This window comes from Mesorhizobium australafricanum (genome assembly GCF_033977265.1).
Classification (GTDB): domain Bacteria; phylum Pseudomonadota; class Alphaproteobacteria; order Rhizobiales; family Rhizobiaceae; genus Mesorhizobium; species Mesorhizobium australafricanum.
This window is the reverse complement of sequence record NZ_JAVIIT010000002.1, coordinates 564,164-588,361: the sequence shown is the minus strand read 5'-3', so window position 1 is coordinate 588,361 and position 24,198 is coordinate 564,164. Positions and strand designations below refer to the sequence as shown.

The window sequence follows — 24,198 nt, the reverse complement described above, 5'->3', positions numbered from 1 at the left end:
TGCTTTCGCCAATCTCCGGCGTTGGAGAATGGGCTCCGAGCCCAAAACTGCTGATCTCCCCCCTTGCGGGGGAGATGGCCGGCAGGCCAGAGGGGGGTGCCTCGCGCCCGACGTCTCCATGACCTCCCGCTACCCCGCCATCGCCGCCGACATTGCGAAACTCTTCGCCACCCGCGACACGCACGCCGTCGAAGTCGCCGTGCTGCAGCCGGCCGATCCATTCCTCGACATGGCGGGCGAAGACTTGCGCCGGCGCATCTTCCTGACCGAGAGCGAGACCGGCAAGACGCTGTGCCTCAGACCCGAATTCACCATTCCGGTCTGTCTCGACCACATCGCCAGCCAGGCCGGCACGCCGCGCCGCTATTCTTATCTCGGCGAAGTGTTCCGCCAGCGGCGTGAGGGCGGCAACGAATTCTTCCAGGCCGGCATCGAGGATCTCGGCGACCGTGACACGGCCGCCGCCGACGCCCGCTCGCTGGCCGACGCGCATGCGCTGCTTTCGCTGGTGCTGCCTGGACAGAAGCTCGCCATCACGCTTGGCGACCAGACCCTGTTCGAGGCGGTGCTGGCGGCCCTTGGCCTGCCGCGCGGCTGGCGCATGCGCCTTGCGCGCGCCTTCGGTTCGGCGCCGATGCTGGAGGCCGCCCTTGCCGATCTCGCCAACCCGCCGCGCAACAGCCAGCTCTCAGGTCCGGTTGCCCTGCTGGTGCTCGACGGCGATGCGGAAGGCCTGGCCGCGCACATTGCTGCCGGCATGGAGGAGGCCGGGCTGTCGGCGTCGTCCGGCCGCGCGCCGGCCGACATAGCGCGCAGGCTGATCGAGAAAGCGCAACTGCGCAGCGTGCGGCTGTCCGACGAGGCGTTCTCGGCGCTGAAGGGCTTTCTCGAGATCGACGTAGGGCTCAGCGGCGCGACCGCGGCGCTCGAAAAATTCGCCGCCGATGCCGGCCTGTCGCTGGGACCGGCGCTGGAGAATTTCGCCGCCCGCGCCAAGGCGATAGAGGCGCATGGCCTGTCCTCGGCGCAAATCCGCTACGACGCCGCCTTCGGCCGCCCGCTCGACTATTATACCGGCCTCGTCTTCGAGATAGCGGTCCAGGGGGGCGATCGCCCGCTCGTCGGCGGCGGTCGCTACGATCGGTTGCTGACGCTGCTTGGCGCGAAGAAACCGATCCCCGGTGTCGGCTTCTCGGTCTGGCTCGACCGTATCGAAGCCTTGCGGGAGAGCGCGCGATGATCACGCTGGCGATCCCGTCGAAAGGCCGTCTCAAGGAGCAGTCCCTCGAAGTGCTGGCCAAGGCCGGCCTGGCCGTCACCCTGCCTGAGGACGACCGCAAATACCGCGCCCGCATCGACGGGCTCGACAATGTCGAGGTGGCCTTCCTTTCCGCGTCCGAGATCGCCGGCGAGATCGGCCAGGGCGCGGTCGATCTCGGCATCACCGGCGAGGACCTGCTGCGTGAAAACCTCGTCGACTGGGAAGCATGCGCCGAGATCGTCGCCCACCTCGGCTTCGGCAATGCCGATGTCGTGGTCGCGGTGCCCGACATCTGGCTCGATGTCGAGACCATGGCCGACCTCGACGATGTCGCCGCCGATTTCCGCCAGCGCCACGGCCGGCGCCTGCGGATCGCCACCAAATACTGGCGGCTGACGCAGCAGTTTTTCTCGCTCAAGCACGGCATCCAGGTCTACCGCATCGTCGAAAGCCTCGGCGCCACCGAAGGCGCCCCGGCGGCGGGGCTGGCGGACGTCATCGTCGACATCACCACCACCGGCTCGACGCTGCGCGCCAACCACCTCAAGGTGCTGGGCGACGGAACAATCCTGAAGTCGCAGGCCTGTCTCGTCGCTTCGAGGAAGCAGCGCGATGCGGCGGACGAGGCGCGGTTGCGGGAAATCGCCGCGAAGATGGCCGCGCTGGTCGCGTAACCCCATACCTTCGGCGGGTTTCCACCGCCCCGGCAGGCTGATAGGCTGGCTCATCCCGGGAGGAGACGGCGATGGCGATCAAACTCGACGAGCTCATGAACGCCACCAATCTGCGCGCGCGTGGCGCCAGTGGCACCTTCGTTGCCCCGCTGGGCGGCAAGGCGCATGTCTCGGGGGATCGTTCGGTGCCCCTGCTCGACAGGACCATTCCGGAGCTGTTTTCCGACACGGTCAGCAAATACGCCACGCTCGACGCCGCTGTCTTCGTCGGCCAGGACAAGCGCTTCACCTGGAGCGAGCTGTCGGACACGGTCGACGCGCTGGCCGCCGGCTTCCTGGCGCTCGGCCTGGAGAAGGGCGACCGCGTCGGCATCTGGTCGCCGAACCGCTGGGAATGGCTGGTGACGCAGTTCGCCACCGCGCGCATCGGCCTCATCCTGGTCAACATCAACCCGGCCTATCGGCTGACCGAGCTCGAATATGCCCTCAACAAGGTCGCTTGCCGAGCGCTGGTCACCGCTGTCAGCTTCAAGACCTCCAATTATCTAGGCATGATCGAGACGCTGGCGCCCGAGCTTGCCACCGCCGAGCCCGGCAAGCTCAAGGCAAAGAAGCTGCCGGCGCTCGAAATCGTCATCCGCATGGGCGACGACAATTCGCCCGGCATGTTCAATTTCGGCGATGTGCTCGCCATGGCCGGCCGCGACGAACATGACAGCCTCGACCGCATCTCCGAAAGCCTGAAGCCGGGCGATGCCATCAACATCCAGTTCACCTCAGGCACGACCGGCGCGCCGAAGGGGGCGACGCTGACGCATTCCAACATCGTCAACAACGGTAATTTCGTCACTTCGGCGATCAGGCTCACCGTCGATGACCGTCTCTGCATCCCGGTGCCGCTCTACCACTGTTTCGGCATGTCGATGGGCACGATGGGCTGCGTCACCAAGGGTGCCACCATGGTTTTCCCGGGCGAAGGTTTCGATGCCGGCGCGACGTTGAAAGCGGTGGCGCAGGAGCGCTGCACCGGTCTCTATGGCGTGCCGACCATGTTTGTCGCCATGCTCGACCATGCCGATTTCGCTGGCTTCGATCTTTCCAGCCTGCGCACCGGCATCATGGCGGGCTCGCCTTGCCCGATCGAGGTGATGAAGAAGGTGGTGTCGCTGATGCATATGGGCCAAGTGACCATCGCCTACGGCATGACCGAGACCAGCCCGGTCTCCTTCCAGAGCAGCGTCGACGATCCGCTGGAAAAGCGCGTCTCGACCGTCGGCCGCGTCCACCCGCATGTCGAGGTCAAGGCGATCGGCGCCGATGGCGCCACCGTCGCGGTCGGCGAGCCTGGCGAACTCTGCACGCGCGGCTATTCCGTGATGAAGGGTTATTGGGACGATGCCGAAAAGACCCGCGAAGCGATCGACGCCGACGGCTGGATGCACACCGGCGACCTCGCCACCATCGATGCCGAGGGCTATTGCAACATCGTCGGCAGGGTAAAGGACATGGTCATCCGCGGCGGCGAGAACGTCTATCCGCGCGAGGTCGAGGAATTCCTCTATCGCCATCCGAAAATCAAGGAAGTGCAGGTCTTCGGCATTCCCGACGACAAATATGGCGAGGAGCTCTGCGCCTGGATCGTCTTGAAGCCCGGTCAAATCACCACCGCTGAGGAGATCAAGGCCTTCTGCGCCGGCCAGATCGCGCACTACAAGGTGCCGCGCTACATCCGCTTCCGCACCGAACTGCCGATGACGGTGACCGGCAAGCCGCAGAAATTCCTGATGCGCGAGGCGATGGTCGAGGAATTGGGGTTGGTGGCGCAGAAGACGGCGTGACGGACCGGAAATATTCACCGTTTGGAAACGCCCCAGAGGGCGCAAACGCTCCACTATGCGTATTTGGACAGGTTATGGATAACGAGTTTCCGAATTTCGCGGCGTTGAGAACCGCCAAAGCTGAAAACATAGATTATCGCATAGTCGTCCGGCGCGGCGCGCGAACCGGCAATGCGATCGTCATGGCCCCGCATGGCGGCAAAATCGAACCCCGCACCTCCTTGATCACCGAGACGATAGCAGGGCGCGATCTCGATATGTATTGCTTTGAAGGGCTTATGCCGGAAAGCAATCGAGAGCTGCACATAACGTCGAGGAACTTTGACGAGGAATCCGCGCTCGAACTGTTGCGGACGAAGTCCACGGTCGTTGCTGTCCACGGTCGACACGATCGCGATGACCCCTCGGCGGTCTATATGGGCGGCAAGGACGCCGCGCTGATTTCAGAAATAGCCGGGCGTCTGCAGGAGGCCGGCTTCAAGACAAAAAAGGATGACCACCCATTTCCGGGCATCCACGATTTGAACATCGTCAATCGTGGACTGACGGGGAAAGGAGCACAGCTGGAAGTACCTTTCTCGCTGCGCCAGCGACTAGGGAACGAGCTGGAACTTCTGGAAAAATTCTGTGGGGCGGTCCGCAAGGCAATCGAGATATTCGATGCCCGAAATGGTTCGATTGTGTCGTAATTGCGTAAAAACAAAGAGATAGGGCGGTTCGCCGTTGCCGTGAAACGGCGAACCGCGCTAAAGCGCGTCGCGCTGAACCGGATTCAGGCGACGCGCTTTAAAGTCTTTGTTTGATGCATGTCGTTGTCCCAGAACCGCTGCACACTTCTGGGCGACATGCATTAGGCCGGCAAGGTTCGCGACAGGCGAGCACCAGCCTGGTCCAGCCCGCGGATGATCTGCGCTTCGTCCTGCCGAGCCACCTCTGCTATCGCTGCCCGGCCTTTATCTCCGACGGTCTCGGCGCCGAGCCTGGTTCCTCGACGAGCGGGCCAAGCAGCACCTCGCCGAACAGCGGCTGGTAGCTGCGGCGCACGGCCGGGTCTTCCTTGAAGGACAGCGCATATTGGCCGATCTGGTGGAAATAGGTGATGCGCGCCCTGACCAGGCTTTCGTCCGGCGAGTAGCCCATGGCGCGGAAGGAGCGGATGAGGAGCGCGATGCGCAGATCGTCCATGTCCTTCACTTCCTGCGCCAGCTGCCTTGATGTGCGCGACCAGTCGCGCACGGCGAGATCGAGCAGGGGGCTGAACGGTGCCTCGTCGACCCAGACATGTACGATGTCGGTGAAGAACTGCAGTCCGTCCACGTCGTGCAGCTCGCGCATCGCCCAAAACGGCGCGCAGTTGATGTTGCGCCATTCCTGCAGCAGGCCGTCGCGAAGGTCGGCGAGGCTGGTGAAGTGGAAGTAGAAGCTGCCACGCGTGACCTTCAGCTGCTTGGAGAGGCGGTCGATCTTGACCTCGGCGATGCCGCGCTTTTCCAGCACCTTGCGCGCAGCGGCAATCCAGGCATCGCGGCTCAGCGTCCGTCGGGCCGTCGTCGATCCGGCCCGCGCTCTGGAGGAGCGTTTCGTCTTCGCCAAGGCGGCATCCGCTTTCAACTGCTTTCAGACCTCCATGGCGGTCGGCGGCAATTCGCCAAGCCTCTCCTGATCAAGCCGATGTTTGCTCGCTTCGCAACCCGCATCCATCGCAGTTCACCACGGAACACGACGTGTCTTTTGCTCCATGCATGTCGTTCTCCCAAAACCGCTATACACTTTTGGGTGACATGCATCAGGGCAATGCGCTGATCCGCTGCAGCATAAGCTCGAAGAACGGCGCCGGCTCGATGCGGCGCAGCACATTGCAATTCTTGCGCCGGCCGGTGACGTGCCACCAATCGACGACGGTCATGCCGATCGTCTCCGGCGAGACGATATCCACCGTCACGGCACATTGACGCTTTTCGTAGATCTCCGGTGCCAAGAGATAGCCAGTGACGCAGGCGTCGTGGATCGGCCGCCCGGGCGTTCCGAATTTGTGGCTGCCATACTGGCGATAGAAGTCGGCGAGGTTGGCGGCCTCGATCGCGGCCCTGCTGCCGGTGGCGCGCAGGCGGTCCAGCCATTCCAGCGTCATCATCGCGGTGTAGGTGCAGTCGATGCCGGCCATCGTCAGCGGCACGCCGCTGTCGAACACTTTGTGCGCTGCATGCGGGTCGACGAAGATGTTGAATTCGGCAGCGGGTGTGGCGTTGCCGCCTTCGAAGAAACCACCACCCATCAGCACCACTTCGCGCAGCCGCGGAATGATCCGCGGCTCCATGGTCATCGCCACCGCCAGATTGGTCATCGGCCCGAGCGTGCAGACGGTCAGTTCGCCCTCCGGCGCATCCATGATGGCGCGGACAAGATAGTTCACGCCATGCTCGCTCTGCAGCGGTGTGACCGGCTCGGGGAGGTCGGCGCCGTCGAGCCCGGTCTTGCCGTGCACATATTCGGCCGTCATCAGCTTCTTCACCGTCGGGCCTGGACAGCCGGCATAGACCGGCACATCGGACCGTCCGGCAAGCTCGACCACCTTCAACGCGTTCTTCGAGGTCAGCGCAAGCGGCACGTTGCCGCCGACCGTGGTGATGCCCACCACCTCGAGCTCGGCCGGCGAGCCGAGCGCGAACAGGATCGCGAAGGCGTCGTCCTGGCCAGGATCGGTGTCGATGATGATTTTGCGTGGTGCCATGTCGTGCCTGCCTTCGAATGCCTATTGATGAGCCCGTCCGGATGTGTAGAAATACAGTACTGTATCTTATGTTCAAGACAGGGTGTTCGAAAATGGACGAACGAGAGCGCGGCGACTTTTCCGAAATTCCGATCCTCGATGTGTCGGCTCTCTACGGCGGCGACCAGGAGGCAATCCGGGCGACCGCGGCGACCCTGCGCCGTCATCTCGAGACGATCGGCTTCCTCTATGTCGTCGGCCATCCGATCCCGCGCGCCGATGTCGAGGCGGTGCGCGAGGCGAGCAAGCGTTTCTTCGCCTTGCCGGAGGAAGAGAAGCTCAAGCTGAAGATCGACAGGAATTTCCGCGGCTATCTGCCCTTTGCCGGCTCGACCATCGTCACCTCGTCGGTGGCGACCGTCAGCAAGCCGAACCAGAGCGAATCGATCTTCTTCATGCATGAAGTCGGCGAAGACGATCCGAGGGCCCTCGCCGAAAAGCCGCTGCAAGGTCCCAACCAGTGGCCGGACGAGTCGCTCGACGGCTTCAGGCAAACGATCGAGCGCTATGTCGACGAGATGGGCACGCTCGCCCGCAAGATGGTCGGTGCCATTGCGTTGTCGCTCGGCCTGCCTGCCGGCAGACTCGACCGCTATTTCGAGCAGCCGACTACCTTCCTGCGGCTTTTGCACTATCCGACGCAGCCGCAGGAGGAGGGGCTGTTCGGTTCGGCGCCGCACACCGACTATGGCTTTATCACCCTGCTCGCGCAGGACGATGTCGGCGGGCTGGAGGTCAAGAACAAAGCTGGCGAATGGGTGCCGGCGCCGCCGGTCTCGGATTCCTTCGTCATGAATGTCGGTGACATCCTGGCGCGTTGGTCGAATGACCAGTTCGTCTCGACGCCGCACCGCGTCATCAACCGGTCAGGCCGCGAGCGCTATTCGCAGCCCTTCTTCTTCGACCCGTCGATGGACGAGGTCATCGAGGCGCTTCCCGTCTGCGTGCCGGCCGGCGCCAAGCCGAAATACGAGCCGGTGCTCTATGGCGACTACCTGATGGAGCGTATCGACAAGAACTACCACTACCGCAAGAAGAAAGCCGCCGAAGCGGCAAGCGCGTAAGCGGTGGAACGGTCCGCCTCCGCGCCGCTCCATATGGCACGGCGCGGGGTGAGTGATGAAATTGCAACCAATGCAATGAGCGACAGGGGAACGACAATGAAAACATATCTGTGCATGACCGGTTTGGCGCTGGGCGCATTTGCCACCGCTTGGAGCGGTCTTTCGAACGCCGCCGAAATTCCGAAATCGGCCGAGGTTCAGCAAAGCGGGACGCTCGCCGTCGCCAATACTCTTGACTTTGCGCCGTTCGAATATCTCGATGCCGATGGCAAGCAGACAGGCATCATCATCGAATTGGCCGGCGCGGTCGCCAAGCTTGCCGGCGCCAAGCTCGATGTCCAGCGCACGCCGTTCCCGTCGATGATCCCCGGCCTGGCGGCGGGCCGCTTCAAGATCGCCTGGGAAACCTTCTCGGCCACGCCTGAGCGCCTCAAGCAGGTCGACTTCGTCATGTTCCTCAAGGCCGGCCTTGCCGTCTCGACCTCGCCGGACAAGAAGGCGAGTTTTAGCGGCGACACGCCGCTTTGCGGCAAGCGCATCGGCGTCTCGGCCGGCAGCGCGTCAGACTTCCTGGTCGACAAGCTGAGCAAGGAATGCGCCGGCAAGGGCCAGGCGGCGATCGAGAAATCGGTATTCAATTCGTCGACCGACATCGTCCAGGCGGTGCTCTCCGACCGCGTCGACGCCCGCATGGACGATGCGACCGCCTCCAGCTACTTCGAGGTGACCAGCAAGGGCCAGCTCGTCGTCCTGCCGACCCTCTATGACGTCGCGCCGCTGGGCCTCGCTATCGCCAAGGACGACAAGGGGACCGCCGACATGATGGTTGCGGCACTCGCGGAACTGTTCAAGAACGGCACCTACAAGACTATCCTCGACAAATACGGCATGGGCGCCTACGCGATCAAGGAACCGTATTTCGTCGGCGCGATGGACGCGCTGCGGGCCGAATGAGATATCCGGCGCCCGGTTCCTGATCGGGCGCCATCCAACTGCAGGAGACCAGCGATGGGCGTGGCCCACCCGGCAGAAATCGGCGTCGAGGCGGGCGCCGCGGTCGCGCGGCTCACCGTCGTGCCGCAGCGCCGTTATGGCATCTGGGTCGGCACGGCGTTCGCCTTGCTGCTGGCCTTCCTCATCGTCCGCGCCTTCGCCAGCAATCCCGCCTTCGCCTGGGAGACGGCCGCGGGCTATATCTTCCATCCCTCGATCATGCGCGGCCTCGCCAACACCTTGATCCTCACGGTGGTGATCATGGCGCTGGCGATCGTCATCGGGACGGTCATCGCCATCATGCGCGTGTCGCCGAGCCCGGTGCTGCGCGGCTTCGCCGGCGTCTATGTCTGGTTCTTCCGCGGCGTGCCGGCGCTGATCCAGCTCATCTTCTGGTTCAATCTGTCGCTTCTGGTGCGCGAGGTCTCGCTGACCCTGCCGTTCCTGGGCACGATCTTCTCCGCCCGCACCAACGATTTCATGACGCCCTTCTTCTCGGCCGTCATCGCGCTTTCGCTCTGCGAGGCGGGTTACATGGCCGAGATCATCCGCGCCGGCATCAAGTCGGTGCCGTCGGGCCAGGCCGAGGCGGCGAGCGCGCTCGGCATGCCCTACCGCATGATCCTGAAGCGCATCACGCTGCCGCAGGCCATGCGCTTCGTGCTGCCGCCGACCGGCAACGAGGCCATCAACCTGCTCAAGATGACGTCGCTGGTGACCTTCATTGCGGTCGACGACCTGTTCTATTCGGCCCAGAGCATCTATGCGCGCACCTTCGAGACGATCCCGCTGCTGATCGTCGTGGCGTTCTGGTATCTCGCGGTGGTCTCCATCATGTCGGTCGGCCAGCATTTTCTCGAGCGCCACTTCGGCCGCAGCGACACGCGGCGCGATCCTTTGACGATGCGCGCGCTGCGCAACGCCATCAGCCTGCGCGGCATCGCCCGATGAGCGACGTGAGATCCGAGAACCGCGCCCGCTTCGGCGTGCCCGCCGATTCCATGGTGTTCGCGCGCGGCGTGCGCAAATCCTACGGCCAGCTGGACGTGCTGCAAGGCATCGATCTCGATGTGCCGGCAGGCTCGGTCGCCTGCATCATCGGCCCGTCGGGCTCCGGCAAGAGCACCTTCCTGCGCTGCATCAACCATCTGGAGAAGATCACTGGCGGGCTCCTGCTCGTCGACAGCCAGTTCGTCGGTTACGACCTCCAAGACGACAAGCTCTACGAGGTGAAGGATGATCTGCTTTGCCGGCGGCGCGCCGAGATCGGCATGCTGTTCCAGTCCTTCAACCTGTTTTCGCACATGACAGTGATGGAGAATCTCATCGAGGCGCCGACGCAGGTGCGGCGCGTCGCGCCCGACCAGGCGAAGGCCGAGGCGGAAATCCTGCTCAAGCGCGTCGGCCTTCTCGACAAGGTCGACCGCTATCCGCGCGAGCTCTCCGGCGGCCAGCAGCAACGCGTCGCGATAGCCCGAGCCATGGCGATGAAGCCGAAAGTGCTGCTCTTCGACGAGCCGACCTCGGCGCTCGACCCGGAGCTCGTCGGCGAGGTTCTGCAGGTCATGCGCGATCTCGCCGAGAGCGGCATGACCATGGTCGTGGTCACCCACGAGATCGGCTTTGCCCGCGAGATCGGCGACCAGCTCGTCTTCATGGATGGCGGTGTGATCGTCGAACGCGGTATGCCGCGCGAGATGATCGCCGATCCGCAATCGCCACGCACGCGCGAATTCCTGTCGCGGGTTCTTTGAGATTGATCTGACGGCCGCCTCACGCCCCCAGCACCGCCCGATCCAGCCCGCGTATGATCCGGGCCAGTTCCACACACTCGTCCTGCCTTACCTTGTTGCGGCGCCAGGCCATGCAGATCAGGCGCTGCGGCATCGGTTCCTGGAACGGCACGATCCTCAGGTCCGGCATGACGCCGGCGGCCCTTGCCGCCATTTCCGGCACCAGCGTGACGCCGAGACCATGCGCCACCATCTGCAAGAGTGTCGTCAGGCTGGTCGCGCCATAGCTTGCCATCGCCACCGGCCGCACATTGCCGCAGACGGCTAAAGCCTGCTCGCGCAGGCAGTGGCCTTCCTCCAGAAGCATCAGCCGCTCCAGCGCCGGGCTCTCGGGCGGCACCGGCGGCGAAGCGAAGGCCGGATCGCCGGCGGGCACCGCGAGGAAGAAGCGATCGGGGAAAAGTTCGTCGGTGACGATCGCCGGCTGATCGAGCGGCAAGGCCGCGATGAAGGCGTCGAGCCGGCCGGAGGTCGCGTCCTCGACCAGCGATGCGGTCACCGCCTCGCGCAGTTCGAGCTGCAGGGCGGGATATTGCTTCTTCAGCTCCGGCAGCACATGCGGCAGCAGATAGGGCGCGACCGTCGGGATGATGCCCAGCCGGAAGCGTCCCGCCATGGTCGGACGGCCGCGCCGGGCAGTCGTCTCGACGTCACGGATATCGGCCAGAATGCGCTCGATACGCGGCTGCAAGGCAAGCGCCTCGTCGGTCATGCGCACCGTCTTGCCGCCGCGCTCGAACAACAGGCAGTTCAGCCGCTCCTCCATCTCGGCGATCTGCGCGGAAAGGGCCGGCTGGCTGACGCCGGCGAGCTTCGCGGCGCGGCCGAAATGCAGCGTCTGCGCCAGCGCGTCGAAATATTGCATCTGCCGGACGGTGAGGCCAATCATAAGCAAAGGTTATCAAAACAAACAGCAAAGGCAATTTGTCTTTATCGGCCGGTCGGCCTAGTCTGGAATCATTCCAGGTTGGCGCGGCCAATGGCCGCCTCCCGAAACTCGGGAACCTCGGCAAAATTCAACCTCGGCAAAAACCTCGGCAGAATCGGAGACTAAGATGGACGCGAAAACCGACGACAACAGCGCTGGCAAATGCCCTGTCGCGCATGGATCCGCAGGCCGGACCAACCGTGACTGGTGGCCGAACCAGCTCGACCTTGCCGTTCTCCACCAGCAGTCGAACCTCTCGGACCCGATGGGCGAGGATTTCGACTATGCCGAGGAGTTCGCGAGTCTCGACCTCGATGCGGTGGTCAAGGACCTGCACAAGGTCATGACGGATTCGCAGGACTGGTGGCCAGCCGACTTCGGCCATTACGGGCCGCTCTTCATCCGCATGGCCTGGCACAGCGCCGGTACCTATCGCATCGGCGACGGGCGCGGCGGCGCCGGTGCCGGTCAGCAGCGTTTCGCGCCGCTGAACAGCTGGCCGGACAATGCCAACCTCGACAAGGCGCGCCGGTTGCTGTGGCCGGTCAAGCAGAAATACGGCCGCAAGATTTCCTGGGCCGACCTGTTGATCCTCACCGGCAACGTCGCGCTGGAATCGATGGGCTTCAAGACCTTCGGCTTCGCCGGCGGCCGCGCCGATGTGTGGGAGCCGGAGCAGGATGTGGATTGGGGCTCCGAAACCAAATGGCTTGCCGACGAGCGCTATTCGGGTGACCGCGAGCTGAGCGGCCATCTCGGCGCCGTCCAGATGGGGCTGATCTACGTCAATCCGGAAGGCCCGAACGGCAAGCCGGACCCGATCGCTGCGGCGCGCGACATTCGCGAAACTTTCGCCCGCATGGCGATGAACGACGAGGAGACCGTGGCGCTGATCGCCGGCGGCCACACCTTCGGCAAGACCCACGGCGCCGGTGATGCCTCGCTGGTGGGCGCCGAGCCGGAAGGCGCCGGCATCGAGGCGCAGGGCCTCGGCTGGTCGAGCAAATATGCCTCCGGCATCGCCGGCGACGCCATCACCTCAGGCCTCGAAGTCACCTGGACGACGACGCCGACCAAATGGAGCAACAACTTCTTCGACAACCTCTTCAACTATGAGTGGGAACTGACGAAGAGCCCGGCGGGCGCCCATCAGTGGACGCCGAAGGACGGCGCCGGCGCCGGCACCGTTCCGGACGCGCACAACACTTCGAAGCGCCACGCACCGGCCATGCTCACCACCGACCTCGCGCTGCGTTTCGATCCGGCTTACGAAAAGATCTCGCGTCGTTTCCATGAGCATCCGGAGCAGTTCGCCGATGCCTTCGCCCGCGCCTGGTTCAAGCTCACTCACCGCGACATGGGCCCGGTCGTTCGCTATCTCGGCCCGCTCGTGCCGAAGGAAGAGTTGATCTGGCAGGATCCGATCCCGGCGATCGACCACGAGTTGGCGAGCGAGGCCGACATCGCTTCACTCAAGGCCAAGATCCTGGCCTCCGGCCTGTCGGTGTCGGAGCTGGTTTCCACCGCCTGGGCTTCGGCCTCGACCTTCCGCGGTTCGGACAAGCGCGGCGGCGCCAATGGCGGCCGCATCCGCCTCAGCCCCCAGAAGGACTGGGAGGTCAACCAGCCGGCTCAGCTTTCGAAGGTGCTCAGCAAGCTGGAAGCCATCCAGAAGGAGTTCAACGCAGCACAGACCGGCGGCAAGAAGGTCTCGCTCGCCGACCTCATCGTGCTTGGCGGCGTCGCCGCGGTCGAGAAGGCGGCAAAGGACGGCGGCAATGAGGTGAAGGTGCCCTTCACGCCAGGCCGCATGGACGCTTCGCAGGAACAGACGGATGTCGCCTCCTTCGCCGCGCTGGAGCCGAAAGTCGATGGCTTCCGCAACTACAGCAGAGGCAAGCAGCCGATGTCGGTCGAAGCGATGCTGGTCGATCGCGCCCAGCTCCTGACGCTGACGGCGCCGGAGATGACGGTACTGGTCGGCGGCCTGCGCGTGCTCGGCGCCAATGCCGGCGGGTCGAAGCACGGCGTCTTCACCGACAGGCCGGGCACGCTGACCAACGACTTCTTCGTCAACCTGCTCTCGATGGCGACTGTCTGGGATCCGGCGGCCGGCTCCCAGCCCGGCTCGGACGAGGTCTACGAGGCGCGCGACCGCAAGAGCGGAGAGGTGAAGTGGACCGGCACCCGTGCCGACCTGATCTTCGGCTCGCATGCGCAACTGCGCGCGCTCTCCGAGGTCTACGGATCGGGCGACGCCACGGCCAAGTTCGTCAAGGACTTCGTCAAGGCATGGACGAAGGTGATGAACGCCGACCGCTTCGACATCGCGAAATGAAATAAGGTCGTACCTCCCAAGTAAAAAGGCGCGGGCCAGGCCCGCGCCTTTTTCGTTCATTCCTTCAAGACGGATCAGTCTTTTTCGAAGATGCCGGCCTTGGCGACGACGCCGGCAATCGCCCCGCCGATCAGCGGCGCGACGATGAACAGCCAGAGCTGGCTGAGCGCAGCACCGCCCGAAAACAGCGCCGGGCCGATCGAGCGCGCCGGATTGACCGAGGTGCCGGTCACCGGGATCATGGCGAAGTGGATGCCGGCCAGCGTCAGGCCGATGACCAGGCCGGCGAAGGCGGTGGTGTGCTTGGCGTTGGTGACGCCGAGGATCACGGTGACGAAGGTGAAGGTGCCGATCAGCTCCCACAGGAAGGCCGAGCTCATGCCCCATTTCGCCTCGTCCCAGCCATTGGCGCCGGAGCCGCCGGTGTGGCCGCCGGCCTGGCCGGAAACGATGATCCACAGCGCCAGCGAAGCGATGATGGCGCCGATGATTTGCGCGATCCAGTAAGGGACGACATCCTTGGCCGGCATCCGCCCCGCCAGGAACACGCCGAGCGTCACCGCCGGATTGAGATGCGCGCCCGAGATCGGGCCGATCGCATAGGCCGCGGCGATCAGGCCGATGCCGAACGCCAGGCCGATGCCTTCCTGTCCGAGTGGCAGCGCGCCGCCGAAACCGCCCGTGACCACGGAGGCCGTGCCGATGAACACCAACAAAAACGTGCCGAGAACTTCTGCCAGATAAGTCTTCATTGCCCTCTCCTCATAGGATCCGTCAAACCGCGTTTCCCGCGCCGCGAATCACTGCCGGGAGAGTATTCCCGCCGGCAACACTTGGAAAGCTGAGAGGTTAAGCCAGCCGGCTGCTTGTGCTTGCCAGTCAAAAGCATTAGAGACCTTTCATATTCTGGTCGATTGTCTTGCTTTTCGACGGCGTCGCCTGCTTTGAAAAACCGTTCGGCGAAAATCGCCTGGTTTTGAAAACATGGTTTCACAGGCAAGCCGAACAGAACTCTTTCAATCCAGGCCTGAAACGCTTTAAGAGCGGGCTGGAGCTAATTTTGTGGTGTAAGCGGAAAACGGGATGCGACTGGGCGGAAGGCTGGCGGCGGCGATAGAGGTTTTGGAAGACATCGGCCGGCGTCACCGGCCGGTGGCCGACGCGCTGCGCGATTGGGGCCTGTCACATCGCTTCGCCGGCGGCGGCGATCGCGCGGCGATCGGCAACATCGTCTATGACGCGCTGCGCCGCAAACGCTCGGCCGGCTGGCTGTTTGGCGAGGACACGCCGCGCGCCATCGGCTTCGGCGCGCTTCTTTTGGAATGGGGTCAGACGGCGCAGTCGCTGAATGACGCCCTCGACGGCGACAAATTCGCGCCGCCGCTGCTCAGCACCGGCGAGCTGAAGGCGGCGACCGAGCGCAGGCTTGACGAGGCGCCCGAGGCCGTGCGGGCGGATGTGCCGGACTGGTGCGCGCCGCTGCTCGAGCAAGCCTATGGCGACGCCTGGGTCGAGGAAGGCGTGGCTCTGGCGCAGCGCCCCCCGCTGGATCTCAGGGTCAACACGCTCCAGGCCGATCGCGCCAAGGTGCTGGCCGAGCTCCAGGGCACGGGCGCGGCGCCCGCGGCAATCGCGCCGCACGGCATCCGTATCCCGCCGATCGACGGCGACGGCCGTCACCCGAACGTGCAGGCCGAGCCGGCCTTCCAGAAAGGCTGGTTCGAGGTGCAGGATGAGGGCTCACAGCTTGCCGCGGCGCTCGCTGGTGCCGAGCCCGGCATGCAGGTGCTCGACTATTGCGCCGGCGCCGGCGGCAAGACGCTGGCGCTGTCGGCGGAGATGGGCAATACAGGCCAGCTCTTTGCCCATGATGCAGAGAAGGTGCGGCTGGCGCCGATCTTCGAGCGCATCCGCCGCTCGCACAACCGCAACGTCCAGGTCGTCAGCAAACCTGCGGAGCTTGCGCCGCTCACCAACCATATGGACCTCGTGCTGATCGACGCGCCCTGCACCGGCAGCGGCACCTGGCGGCGGCGCCCCGACGCCAAATGGCGATTGACGGAAAGGCAGCTCGACGCCCGAAAGGGAGAGCAGCAGGCGATCCTCGATACGGCGCAGGCCTTCGTCAAACCCGGCGGTTTGCTGGTCTACATCACCTGTTCGGTGTTCGATGCCGAAAACGGCGAGCAGGTCGCGGCTTTTCGCGCGCGCCATGACGGCTTTGCGCCGGTCGATCATCGCCAGCTTTGGGATAATCGCTTCCCCGGCCATCAAGGAGCCGCGCGTATTGCCGGCACCGGCGGGATCTCGCTGTCGCCGGCGCTCAGCGGCACCGACGGGTTCTATCTCCATGCCTTGCGCAGGACTGCTTGAGGACATCTGGCCTTTGTTGCGCTGCAACATAAAAGATTGCCTGTCTTGCATGGCTCTGCAATAAGCTTCGCCAGCAAATATGAGGCAAAGCGCCATGGCAGCAGCCAAGATCGTACCCGCTCCCGATTTCGAGGAACGCGTCAGGGCGTCCTTTGCCCGGCAGGAGGCAATGGCGACGATCGGCGCCGAGCTGACGCTGGTGACGCCCGGCATCATCGAGATCGAGATGCCGTACTCGGCCTCGCTCACCCAGCAGCATGGTTTCCTGCATGCCGGCGTCATCTCCACCGCTTTGGACTCCGCCTGCGGCTACGCGGCCTTTTCGCTGATGCCGCAGAATTCCAGCGTGCTGACCATCGAGTTCAAGGTGAACCTTCTGGCGCCGGGCAGGGGCGAGCGCTTCCTGTTCCGCGGCTCGGTGACAAAGCCCGGCCGCACCATCATCGTTGCCGATGGCCAGGCTTACGCCTTCGCCACCGATGGCGAGGCCAAGCTGATCGCCACCATGACCGGCACGATGATGACGGTGGTCGGCCGCGACGGGATTGAGGGGTGAGGAGCGGTCCGCGTAGCGGACGAAAAGCCCCCGAATGGGCTTTTCGAGCGACGAACGCCCGGAGCCATAGCGAAGGGCCGGCAGGCGGTCCGCGTAGCGGACGAAAAGCCCCCGAATGGGCTTTTCGAGCGACGAACGCCCGGAGCCATAGCGAAGGGCCGGCAGGCGGCGAGGGGCACGTTGCCCCCTTTCTCTTCGTAGTGGCAACAAATAGGGGGTAGCGTCGTCATGACTGTCAAAGTGTCGCGCCTGTCGGGCAAATCCGTTCTCTTCGTCATGGCGGTCGAGGCTGAATACGGCCAGCACCTCAAGGACCTGTTCACGCCGCTGATGACCGGCGTCGGTCCGGTCGAGGCCGGTGTCAGGCTGGGCGCCGAGCTTGCGGCGTTGAAGGCCGAAGGAGCGCTTCCCGACCTGATCGTTTCGCTGGGCTCGGCCGGCAGCCGAAAGCTGGAACAGGCCGAAATCTACCAGGCCGTGTCGGTGAGCTATCGCGACATGGATGCTTCGCCACTCGGCTTCGAGAAGGGCGCGACGCCTTTCCTCGACCTGCCGGTGGCGGTGCCGCTGCCCTTCGTTATTCCGGGCATCAAGACCGCCGCGCTCTCGACCGGCGGCGCGATCATCTCCGGTCTTGCCTATGACGCCATCGATGCCGACATGGTCGATATGGAAACTTTCGCCTGCCTGCGCGCCTGCCAGCTGTTCGGCGTGCCGCTGATTGGGCTACGCGGCATTTCCGATGGCGCCGCCGATCTCAGGCACGTCAACGACTGGACGGAATATCTGCACGTCATCGACGAGAAGCTCGCCGCTGCCGTCGGCTTCCTGGAGCAGGCGATCGCATCCGGCGCGGTCCGCCTCGCTTAAAGCTGGAAAAGGACCGAAAGCCGCAGCGCCGAGCCCATTGCGTCGACTCGTTTCTTTCTCTAAAGGCTCGCCATGACGACAGCCAATCCCAAAACCGCTCTGCCCGACACTGTCCTGATCATCGATTTCGGCAGCCAGTTCACGCAGCTCATCGCCCGCCGCATCCGCGAGAGCGGCGTCTTTTCCGAGATCGTGCCGTTCCAATCGGCGGAAGCCGCCTTCAAGCGCATCAATCCGAAAGCAGTGATCCTGTCGGGCGGTCCGGCCTCGACCACCGACATCGGCAGCCCGCGCGCGCCGCAGATCGTCTTCGACGCCGGCGTGCCGGTGCTCGGCATCTGCTATGGCCAGATGGCGCTCTGCGTGCAGATGGGTGGCGTCGCCGAAAGCTCCAACCATCGCGAATTCGGTCGCGCCTTCGTCGAGATCGAGAAGGACAGCCCGCTGTTCGAAGGCCTGTGGGCGCCCGGCCAGCGCCATCAGGTGTGGATGAGCCATGGCGACCGCGTCATCGAATTGCCGCCCGGCTTCAAGGTGCTCGGCAAGTCGGAAAGCTCGCCCTTCGCCATCTTCGGCGATATCGAGCGCAAGATGTACGGCATCATGTTCCATCCGGAAGTGGTGCACACGCCGGATGGCGCGCGGCTGCTCAGGAACTTCGTCCACAACATCGCCGGCATCGAGGGCGACTGGACGATGCGCGCCTATCGCGAACACGCCGTGGAATTGATCCGCAAGCAGGTCGGCAAGGGCAAGGTCATCTGCGCGCTCTCGGGCGGCGTCGACTCCTCCGTCGCGGCGCTGCTGATCCATGAAGCGATCGGCGACCAGTTGACCTGCATCCTCGTCGACCACGGCCTGATGCGCAAGGACGAGGCGGCAGGCGTGGTGGAGATGTTCCGCCAGCACTACAATCTGCCGCTGATCCTGGTCGATGCTTCGGACCGCTTCATCTCGGCGTTGGAAGGCGAGGCCGATCCCGAAAAGAAGCGCAAGACCATCGGCCGCCTGTTCATCGAAGTGTTCGAGGAAGAGGCGAAAAAACTCGGCGGCGCCGATTTCCTCGCGCAGGGCACGCTTTATCCCGACGTCATCGAAAGCGTCTCCTTCTCCGGCGGCCCATCGGTGACGATCAAATCGCACCACAATGTCGGCGGCCTGCCCGAGCGCATGAACATGAAGCTGGTCGAGCCGCTGCGCGAATTGTTCAAGGACGAGGTGAGGGCGCTCGGCAAGGAGCTCGGCCTGCCCGAAAGCTTCATCGGCCGCCATCCGTTCCCCGGTCCCGGCCTTGCCATACGCTGCCCGGGCGGCATCACCCGCGAGAAGCTGGAGATACTGCGCGAGGCCGACGCCATCTATCTCGACGAGATCCGCAAGGCCGGCCTCTACGACGCCATCTGGCAGGCCTTCGCGGTGCTGCTTCCGGTGCAGACCGTCGGCGTCATGGGCGACGGCCGCACCTACGAATTCGTCTGCGCGCTGCGCGCCGTCACCTCCGTCGACGGCATGACGGCCGACTTCTACCACTACGACATGAACTTCCTCGGCGCCGCCGCCACTCGCATCATCAACGAGGTCAAGGGCATCAACCGGGTCGTCTACGACGTGACGTCGAAGCCGCCCGGCACAATCGAGTGGGAATGATTCAGGGCTACCCAAACGGCGCCGAATCTACGCCGATATACGGCGCAAGCCATTGAAAGCAAAAACAAATCCTTTCTAAGGCATTCGGTGCCTATCGGCACGCAGAGTTTGGCTTTGGCGGCCTGACTGACAGACCTTCGGCATATTGCTCGGACAAGTTCTTCAAAGTACCGTCACGGCCAATCAGGCTCGTGACGGTACTTTTTTCTTTAACACATTGAAGATAAAAGGAAATCTCTGCCGCTGGCCTGTGAAATTGTGCTCAACGCCGGGAAGGTCATCGAGGACATCGACAAGCTCGTCTCGCACAGCAGCAACCTGGCGGAGAGCTCGCGAGCCTCTTACGATCAAGTCGTCGACGTCATGAATACCGCGAAGCAGCTACGCCACAAGGGCCTCTTCTGCCCTCAAACTAGTCGATGACCTCGACGAGGTGACCGTGGAGGAAGGAGACCCAGAACCGCAGAAGACTGTAAAGTTGGGAGACGCCGCTCGGGCCGTCGAAACAGTTGAGGCCCAGGCACGCATGATGATCGGGAAGTTCCTCGACGAAGATGAACGTCTCGCAGGCCTCAAGGCACGTCTCAGGGACGAGATCCTTCAGTGCTCGACGTCGTGAACGTATTCGTCGACCCCGGGACATATCAGAGAATCAAACGGCGCCTTACAGCGCCTCCCATGTCCGCGTGACTGCAGTGCGTCAGAAGCCGAAGCTTCCCTCAGGTCGTAGCGGAACTACGCTGAGACGGCCCGATAGTCGCCGCTGCCTTCCCATCCGTGGTCTCGAGGAACATCGCGATATCGCAATAGCGGCGCAAGAAATATTGCGGCGCCGGAATTCGTCCGGCTAGTCAGCCTCCATATGAAGCAGGGACCTTTTTCCCAGAATGGGCTTTCGCACGCGTTTTGTGCATAACCTCATGTATCCCATGTTGCAGGGGAATGAAGATGCAGCTTCAAGCATCCATGGGTAGGGACGATTCAAGAATGTTGGACTTATTTGATCCGAGATTGCCAGACAGTAAGCTCCACAAGAGCTTTCGCGAGATCCGGAATAACCCAAGCTATTCCAAGGTGATGCCCGTAATTTAAAGCTGGGCAGCAGGCCTGCTTGGTAGGAGCGGCGAGGCCAGAAAATTCGTCAAGGAATTTCAGTCAACCTTCAATTCATCCATGTGGGAGATCTATCTCAACAAGGCTTTGACCGACTTCGGCTGCAGCGTGGACTATTCCAAATCCGTGCCAGACTTCTTCGTGACGGCGCCTGGGAATTATCAATTCAACATCGAAGCGGTGATATCGGACCAGCCTGCGGGCGAAAAACAATGGTATCCTTGCAGCTATCAAGATTTCAAGGATCGCGGTGCGCTGAAGCTGGTTGGCGCGAAACCCAGCACAAGCCTTTAACCGCCGGGTTCACGGTCCGGACCAGCTTGCGTGAGACGTGCCAGCCGCGCTGCAACTCATCACGGTTTGATCAGGTGCGCACAATACCGCACACGACCTCCGAAGCCCGGCTTAATTCCGCTCAGCGACACACAATTCTGGACGGCACAACTGCCGACTGGTCTTTTCAGGCGGCCCCGGCCGAGCGCATGTGAGCACGTGTCTTGATAAGGTCCGCCGCTTTCTCGGCGACGGCGACGGTCGGCGCGAAAGTGTTGCCCGAGATCACGGAAGGCATGACCGAGGCATCCACCACGGCAAGATTTTCCAGTCCGTGCACCAGGAGCGACGACGGAGAGACCACAGCCATCGGGTCGTTGCCCATCTTGCAGGTGCTGGTGGGGTGGTACATGGTCATGCAGTTCCGGCGAATGTAGGCTGCGATGTCCTCGTCGGTCTGAATTGCCCTGCCGGGGGCGACCTCTTCGCCGCGATGCCGATCGAAGGCCGGCTGGTCGGTGATCTTGCGCATGATGTGCACGCCGCGCACCAGCACTTCCATATCGTAAGGATCGTCGAAGAAGTTCGGTGCGATCAGCGGCGCTTCGTGCGGATCGGCGCTCTTCAGACCGATATGGCCGATGCTCTTCGGCCGGAGCAGGCAGGCATGCATGGCCCATCCGTGTCCCCAGAAACTGTCCGCCGCCTGCGCCGACGCCATGGTGGTGCAGAAGAAAAGCTGTAGGTCGGGGCGGTCGGTGTCCAGCCCCGACCTGACGAAGCCGCCGGCCTCGCCGGTGTTCGAGGTGAACATACCGCGTCTTGCCGAGAACCACTTCAGCACATGCATGGCGTTGCTGTGCATCGTTCCCCACGAGATGCCGTAGGTGTGGTTGGTCGTCGACCTCTGCTTGAGCCAGGTGTCGATATGGTCTTGCAGGTTGCTGCCGACACCGGGCAGCGCATGCCTGACCGCGATGCCATGGCGCTTCAACTCTTCCGGGCGGCCAATGCCCGACAGCATCAAGAGCTGCGGCGAGATGAAGGCGCCGGTGGCAAGGACAACTTCCCTGGCGGCGCGGATCTGGTGGACCTCGCCGCCGCGTTCGTAGGAAACGCCGACGGCCCGCTTGCCGTCCATCAGGATTTGAAGCGCGCGGGCTTCGGTGAAGATCGCAAGATTGGGCCGCGACTTGGCGGGGTTGGCGTAGCTGCTTTCGGCGCCCCAGCGCTCGCCGCCCTTCTGCGTCAGCCAGTGATAGCCGATGCCTTCCTGCTGGTTGCCGTTGAAGTCGGCATTGATCGGATAGCCGGCCTCGACGCAGGCGTCGAAATAGGTCTGGCACATGTGGTTCGGCGAACGGGGAGGGGAGACACTGACCGGACCGCCGATACCGTGATAGGCCATGTCGATCTGGTCGCGCACCGGCCTGCCGCCGAGAGTGAAATTGCGCGTCGCTTGCGGGGTCGTGGCCAGCACGAAGTTCTCGGATTTCCTGAAGTAGGGAAGCAAGTCGTCATAACCCCAGCCGGGGTTGCCCATGTCGCGCCAGGAATCGTAGTCCTCCTTCTGGCCGCGGATGTAGATCATGCCGTTGACCATGGAACTGCCGCCGAGCGCCTTGCCGCGCGGCAGCACCATTTTCATATTGCCGAGCCCGCGCGAAGGCTCGGCCTCGTAGAGGTACATCATCCTTGTGCCGCCGAGGAACGCCAGGTTCGGCATCATGAAGGACACCATGCCGAGCGGCATCCGCACGATCTGGCGCTTGTGGTTGCCGCTGGTGCCGAACTCGAGCATTGCCACCCGCACATTGGGGTCCTCGGTCAGCCGGTTGGCCACCACACAGCCGGCAACCCCGCCGCCGACGATCACATAGTCGAATTCAGACATGGTCTCTTCCCTTGCAGTGCTGCAGGCGCAATTGTCGTAGGTGCCGCCGGTCAGCCACGTGAACGGTCCATTTGAAAATGGCCTAACCGAGTGGAATGGTGGAAGACCGCACGACGCGCTCGTTCAGCTCGACGCCGAGCCCCGGGCCTTCCGGCAGCCGCACCTTGCCATTGTCAACCACGACCGGCTGCGCCAAGAGGTCGCCGCGCAACGGAACAGGCGCCTCGTCGCGCAGCATGATCGAAAAGTTCGGCCGGCTCGCGGCGAGATGAAGCGCTGCCACGAAGCCGATGTCCGATCCGTAGTGATGCGGCGAGAAGGGTATGCCGAGTTCATCGGCCGCTTCGCACATTCGCGTCGCCTGCGTGAACCCGCCGGACCGGCAGGGGTCGGGCATCACGAACTGTACGGCGTCGGCGCCGAGGAAGTCGCGGTAGTCCGACAAGGCAAACGCGTTCTCGCCCCAGGCGAGCGGCAGGGCCGGGAACTCCTCGCGTAGCCTGCGGTAGCCGTCGAGATCGTCGGTCAAAAGCGGCTCCTCCAGCCAGGAGAGGCTGAGGGGCTCGAGTTCGCGCAGCATCGTTCTGGCCCGCGGCAGGTCGAAGGCCTGGTTGGCGTCGATCATCATGCCGAAACCGGCCCCGACGGCGTCGCGCATGGCGCAGGCCTTGGCGATGTCCTCGGCATCGTTGAAGCCGATACGCATCTTGGCGTGGCGATAGCCCTTCCTTTGCATTTCCAGTGCGCCGGCTGCCGGATCGACCGCGCTGAAGCCGACCGCATAGCATTCGATCTCTTCCCGGTAGCGTCGACCCAGAAGCTGCCAAACGGGCATGCCAAAATGCTTGCCCGCCAGGTCCCACAGCGCGATGTCGATGCCGGAAATCGCCTGCATGATGGCGCCCTCGGCCCACATGCGCGTGAAGGCGCGGGTGGCTTCGACCATCTTGCGCCAAAGCCGGTCGATATCGAGCGGGTTCTCGCCGATGAGCAATCCGGCCAACCCATCCTCGATGGTCGCGCGCCTTTCGTGAACGCACCATGGTGGAAAATTGACCGAAGTCTCGCCGATGCCGGTGAGCCCGGCATCGGTTTCGACGGTGACGATGCCGAAATTGCGATGCGTCAGCCTTCCGCAGGCGAGCGGGATCGGCGTGGCGAGCTCGTAGCCGCAGAGGGTGAATCGTACCCTCGTGATTCTCATCGTCCCGCTTCTCCTCCGGTCGCTGAAAACTGCCGACACGAAAAAATATCACTTGGCAGCTTATCGGTTGTCAACCTATAAGTTGGTAAGACCAGCATACTGCAAACAAGGAGACAGGAATGAGTGCGGAAGAGACGGCCAAGGTGGTGACGATCGCGCCGGAAGAAATCCAGGACGGGGCGCCGATGCAGCAGGAGCATGGCGGCGTGCGCGACCTGAAGCTGGTCTATCCGGAGACGGGACTCGATGCCCGCACGCTTTGCATGGGGCTGGTCGAGATCGATCCCGGCCATTCGTCGCCACTGCACCGGCATAATTGCGAAGAGGTTTATTACGTGCTGGCCGGCAAGGGGGAACTGGAGCTCGAGGGCAAGCGCTATCCGCTCGTCTCGGGAGGCTGCTCGCTGCAGCGTCCGAACGATATCCACCGCGTTCACAACACCGGCGCGGAAACATTGAGGCTTCTCGTGATAGCCGGAATCATGCTTGTTCCGCTCTGGCCGAAATGGCCGACCGAGACACCTTATGAGGTGTTCGAGGGCACGACGCGCAACGCGACGGCGGCGTAAGCGGCAGGAGCGCCGGCCTTCGTCATCGTTGCCGCCGGCA

The 24,198-nt window shown here is 63.5% G+C and carries 21 protein-coding genes; 15 read left to right on the top strand and 6 right to left on the bottom strand.

What is annotated here, in order from left to right; all coding sequences use genetic code 11:
• Nucleotides 1–118 precede the first annotated feature (118 nt).
• From RFM98_RS06260 to RFM98_RS06245, 4 genes are all read left to right on the top strand, one after another.
• Complete coding sequence (locus RFM98_RS06260) at nucleotides 119–1,240, top strand: ATP phosphoribosyltransferase regulatory subunit (RefSeq protein ID WP_320308021.1); 1,122 nt, start codon at nucleotides 119–121, stop codon at nucleotides 1,238–1,240.
• Entirely contained in the window at nucleotides 1,237–1,935 is a 699-nt protein-coding gene (gene hisG, locus RFM98_RS06255) for an ATP phosphoribosyltransferase (protein ID WP_320308020.1), read from the top strand. The genes RFM98_RS06260 and hisG overlap by 4 nt, the downstream gene beginning before the upstream one ends.
• 71 nt (nucleotides 1,936–2,006) lie before the next feature.
• On the top strand, nucleotides 2,007–3,773 hold the full coding sequence (locus RFM98_RS06250; protein ID WP_320308019.1) for an AMP-binding protein: 1,767 nt from the start codon (nucleotides 2,007–2,009) through the stop codon (nucleotides 3,771–3,773).
• 74 nt (nucleotides 3,774–3,847) lie between these two features.
• Nucleotides 3,848–4,462 (top strand): poly-gamma-glutamate hydrolase family protein, encoded by a 615-nt coding sequence (locus RFM98_RS06245; protein ID WP_320308018.1) that lies wholly within the window; start codon nucleotides 3,848–3,850, stop codon nucleotides 4,460–4,462.
• A 247-nt stretch (nucleotides 4,463–4,709) separates the two neighbouring features.
• On the opposite strand, the gene RFM98_RS06240 is transcribed toward RFM98_RS06245, so the two are convergent.
• Together RFM98_RS06240 and RFM98_RS06235 are read right to left on the bottom strand one after the other, a co-directional pair.
• Nucleotides 4,710–5,384 (bottom strand): TetR/AcrR family transcriptional regulator, encoded by a 675-nt coding sequence (locus tag RFM98_RS06240; RefSeq protein ID WP_430682260.1) that lies wholly within the window; start codon nucleotides 5,382–5,384, stop codon nucleotides 4,710–4,712.
• Between the two features lie 175 nt (nucleotides 5,385–5,559).
• Nucleotides 5,560–6,504 carry a nucleoside hydrolase gene (locus RFM98_RS06235; protein WP_320308016.1) on the bottom strand — a complete coding sequence of 315 codons (945 nt, stop codon included), beginning with the start codon at nucleotides 6,502–6,504 and terminating at the stop codon, nucleotides 5,560–5,562.
• Nucleotides 6,505–6,596: 92 nt separating this feature from the next.
• On the opposite strand from RFM98_RS06235, the gene RFM98_RS06230 reads away from it, so the two are divergent.
• The 4 genes from RFM98_RS06230 to RFM98_RS06215 all read left to right on the top strand — a co-directional run bounded on the left by RFM98_RS06230 (nucleotide 6,597) and on the right by RFM98_RS06215 (nucleotide 10,354).
• Nucleotides 6,597–7,607, top strand: a complete 1,011-nt coding sequence (locus RFM98_RS06230) for an isopenicillin N synthase family dioxygenase (RefSeq protein ID WP_320308015.1) — start codon at nucleotides 6,597–6,599, stop codon at nucleotides 7,605–7,607.
• Between the two features lie 96 nt (nucleotides 7,608–7,703).
• On the top strand, nucleotides 7,704–8,561 hold the full coding sequence (locus tag RFM98_RS06225) for an ABC transporter substrate-binding protein (protein WP_320308014.1): 858 nt from the start codon (nucleotides 7,704–7,706) through the stop codon (nucleotides 8,559–8,561).
• A 54-nt stretch (nucleotides 8,562–8,615) separates the two neighbouring features.
• Nucleotides 8,616–9,551 carry an amino acid ABC transporter permease gene (locus RFM98_RS06220; RefSeq protein ID WP_320308013.1) on the top strand — a complete coding sequence of 312 codons (936 nt, stop codon included), beginning with the start codon at nucleotides 8,616–8,618 and terminating at the stop codon, nucleotides 9,549–9,551.
• Nucleotides 9,548–10,354 (top strand): amino acid ABC transporter ATP-binding protein, encoded by an 807-nt coding sequence (locus tag RFM98_RS06215; protein WP_320308012.1) that lies wholly within the window; start codon nucleotides 9,548–9,550, stop codon nucleotides 10,352–10,354. The genes RFM98_RS06220 and RFM98_RS06215 overlap by 4 nt, the downstream gene beginning before the upstream one ends.
• Nucleotides 10,355–10,373: 19 nt before the next feature.
• Here the strand turns inward: RFM98_RS06215 and RFM98_RS06210 are convergent, their stop codons facing one another.
• Entirely contained in the window at nucleotides 10,374–11,282 is a 909-nt protein-coding gene (locus RFM98_RS06210; RefSeq protein ID WP_320308146.1) for a hydrogen peroxide-inducible genes activator, read from the bottom strand.
• Between the two features lie 166 nt (nucleotides 11,283–11,448).
• Here RFM98_RS06210 and katG point away from each other — a divergent pair, with 166 nt between their 5' ends.
• Nucleotides 11,449–13,659: a catalase/peroxidase HPI gene (gene katG, locus RFM98_RS06205; protein ID WP_320308011.1), complete on the top strand. Its 2,211-nt coding sequence runs from the start codon at nucleotides 11,449–11,451 to the stop codon at nucleotides 13,657–13,659.
• A gap of 74 nt (nucleotides 13,660–13,733) precedes the next feature.
• Here katG and RFM98_RS06200 read toward each other — a convergent pair whose 3' ends face one another.
• Nucleotides 13,734–14,411: an MIP family channel protein gene (locus RFM98_RS06200; RefSeq protein WP_320308010.1), complete on the bottom strand. Its 678-nt coding sequence runs from the start codon at nucleotides 14,409–14,411 to the stop codon at nucleotides 13,734–13,736.
• Nucleotides 14,412–14,742: 331 nt separating this feature from the next.
• On the opposite strand from RFM98_RS06200, the gene RFM98_RS06195 reads away from it, so the two are divergent.
• The 5 genes from RFM98_RS06195 (at nucleotide 14,743) to RFM98_RS06175 (ending at nucleotide 20,512) form a co-directional block, all read left to right on the top strand.
• Nucleotides 14,743–16,032 carry an RsmB/NOP family class I SAM-dependent RNA methyltransferase gene (locus tag RFM98_RS06195; protein ID WP_320308009.1) on the top strand — a complete coding sequence of 430 codons (1,290 nt, stop codon included), beginning with the start codon at nucleotides 14,743–14,745 and terminating at the stop codon, nucleotides 16,030–16,032.
• A 94-nt stretch (nucleotides 16,033–16,126) separates the two neighbouring features.
• Nucleotides 16,127–16,588: a PaaI family thioesterase gene (locus RFM98_RS06190; protein ID WP_320213315.1), complete on the top strand. Its 462-nt coding sequence runs from the start codon at nucleotides 16,127–16,129 to the stop codon at nucleotides 16,586–16,588.
• Between the two features lie 228 nt (nucleotides 16,589–16,816).
• Nucleotides 16,817–17,458, top strand: coding sequence for a 5'-methylthioadenosine/S-adenosylhomocysteine nucleosidase (locus RFM98_RS06185; protein ID WP_320308008.1), 642 nt, complete (start codon nucleotides 16,817–16,819; stop codon nucleotides 17,456–17,458).
• A gap of 72 nt (nucleotides 17,459–17,530) precedes the next feature.
• On the top strand, nucleotides 17,531–19,105 hold the full coding sequence (gene guaA / locus RFM98_RS06180) for a glutamine-hydrolyzing GMP synthase (protein WP_320213313.1): 1,575 nt from the start codon (nucleotides 17,531–17,533) through the stop codon (nucleotides 19,103–19,105).
• A gap of 1,173 nt (nucleotides 19,106–20,278) precedes the next feature.
• Complete coding sequence (locus RFM98_RS06175) at nucleotides 20,279–20,512, top strand: hypothetical protein (protein ID WP_320308007.1); 234 nt, start codon at nucleotides 20,279–20,281, stop codon at nucleotides 20,510–20,512.
• Nucleotides 20,513–20,678: 166 nt separating this feature from the next.
• Here RFM98_RS06175 and RFM98_RS06170 read toward each other — a convergent pair whose 3' ends face one another.
• On the bottom strand, nucleotides 20,679–22,385 hold the full coding sequence (locus tag RFM98_RS06170) for a GMC family oxidoreductase (RefSeq protein ID WP_320308006.1): 1,707 nt from the start codon (nucleotides 22,383–22,385) through the stop codon (nucleotides 20,679–20,681).
• Between the two features lie 82 nt (nucleotides 22,386–22,467).
• Nucleotides 22,468–23,589 carry a mandelate racemase/muconate lactonizing enzyme family protein gene (locus tag RFM98_RS06165; RefSeq protein ID WP_320308005.1) on the bottom strand — a complete coding sequence of 374 codons (1,122 nt, stop codon included), beginning with the start codon at nucleotides 23,587–23,589 and terminating at the stop codon, nucleotides 22,468–22,470.
• A gap of 119 nt (nucleotides 23,590–23,708) precedes the next feature.
• Here RFM98_RS06165 and RFM98_RS06160 point away from each other — a divergent pair, with 119 nt between their 5' ends.
• Nucleotides 23,709–24,158: a cupin domain-containing protein gene (locus RFM98_RS06160; protein WP_320308004.1), complete on the top strand. Its 450-nt coding sequence runs from the start codon at nucleotides 23,709–23,711 to the stop codon at nucleotides 24,156–24,158.
• The last annotated feature ends 40 nt before the right edge of the window (nucleotides 24,159–24,198 follow it).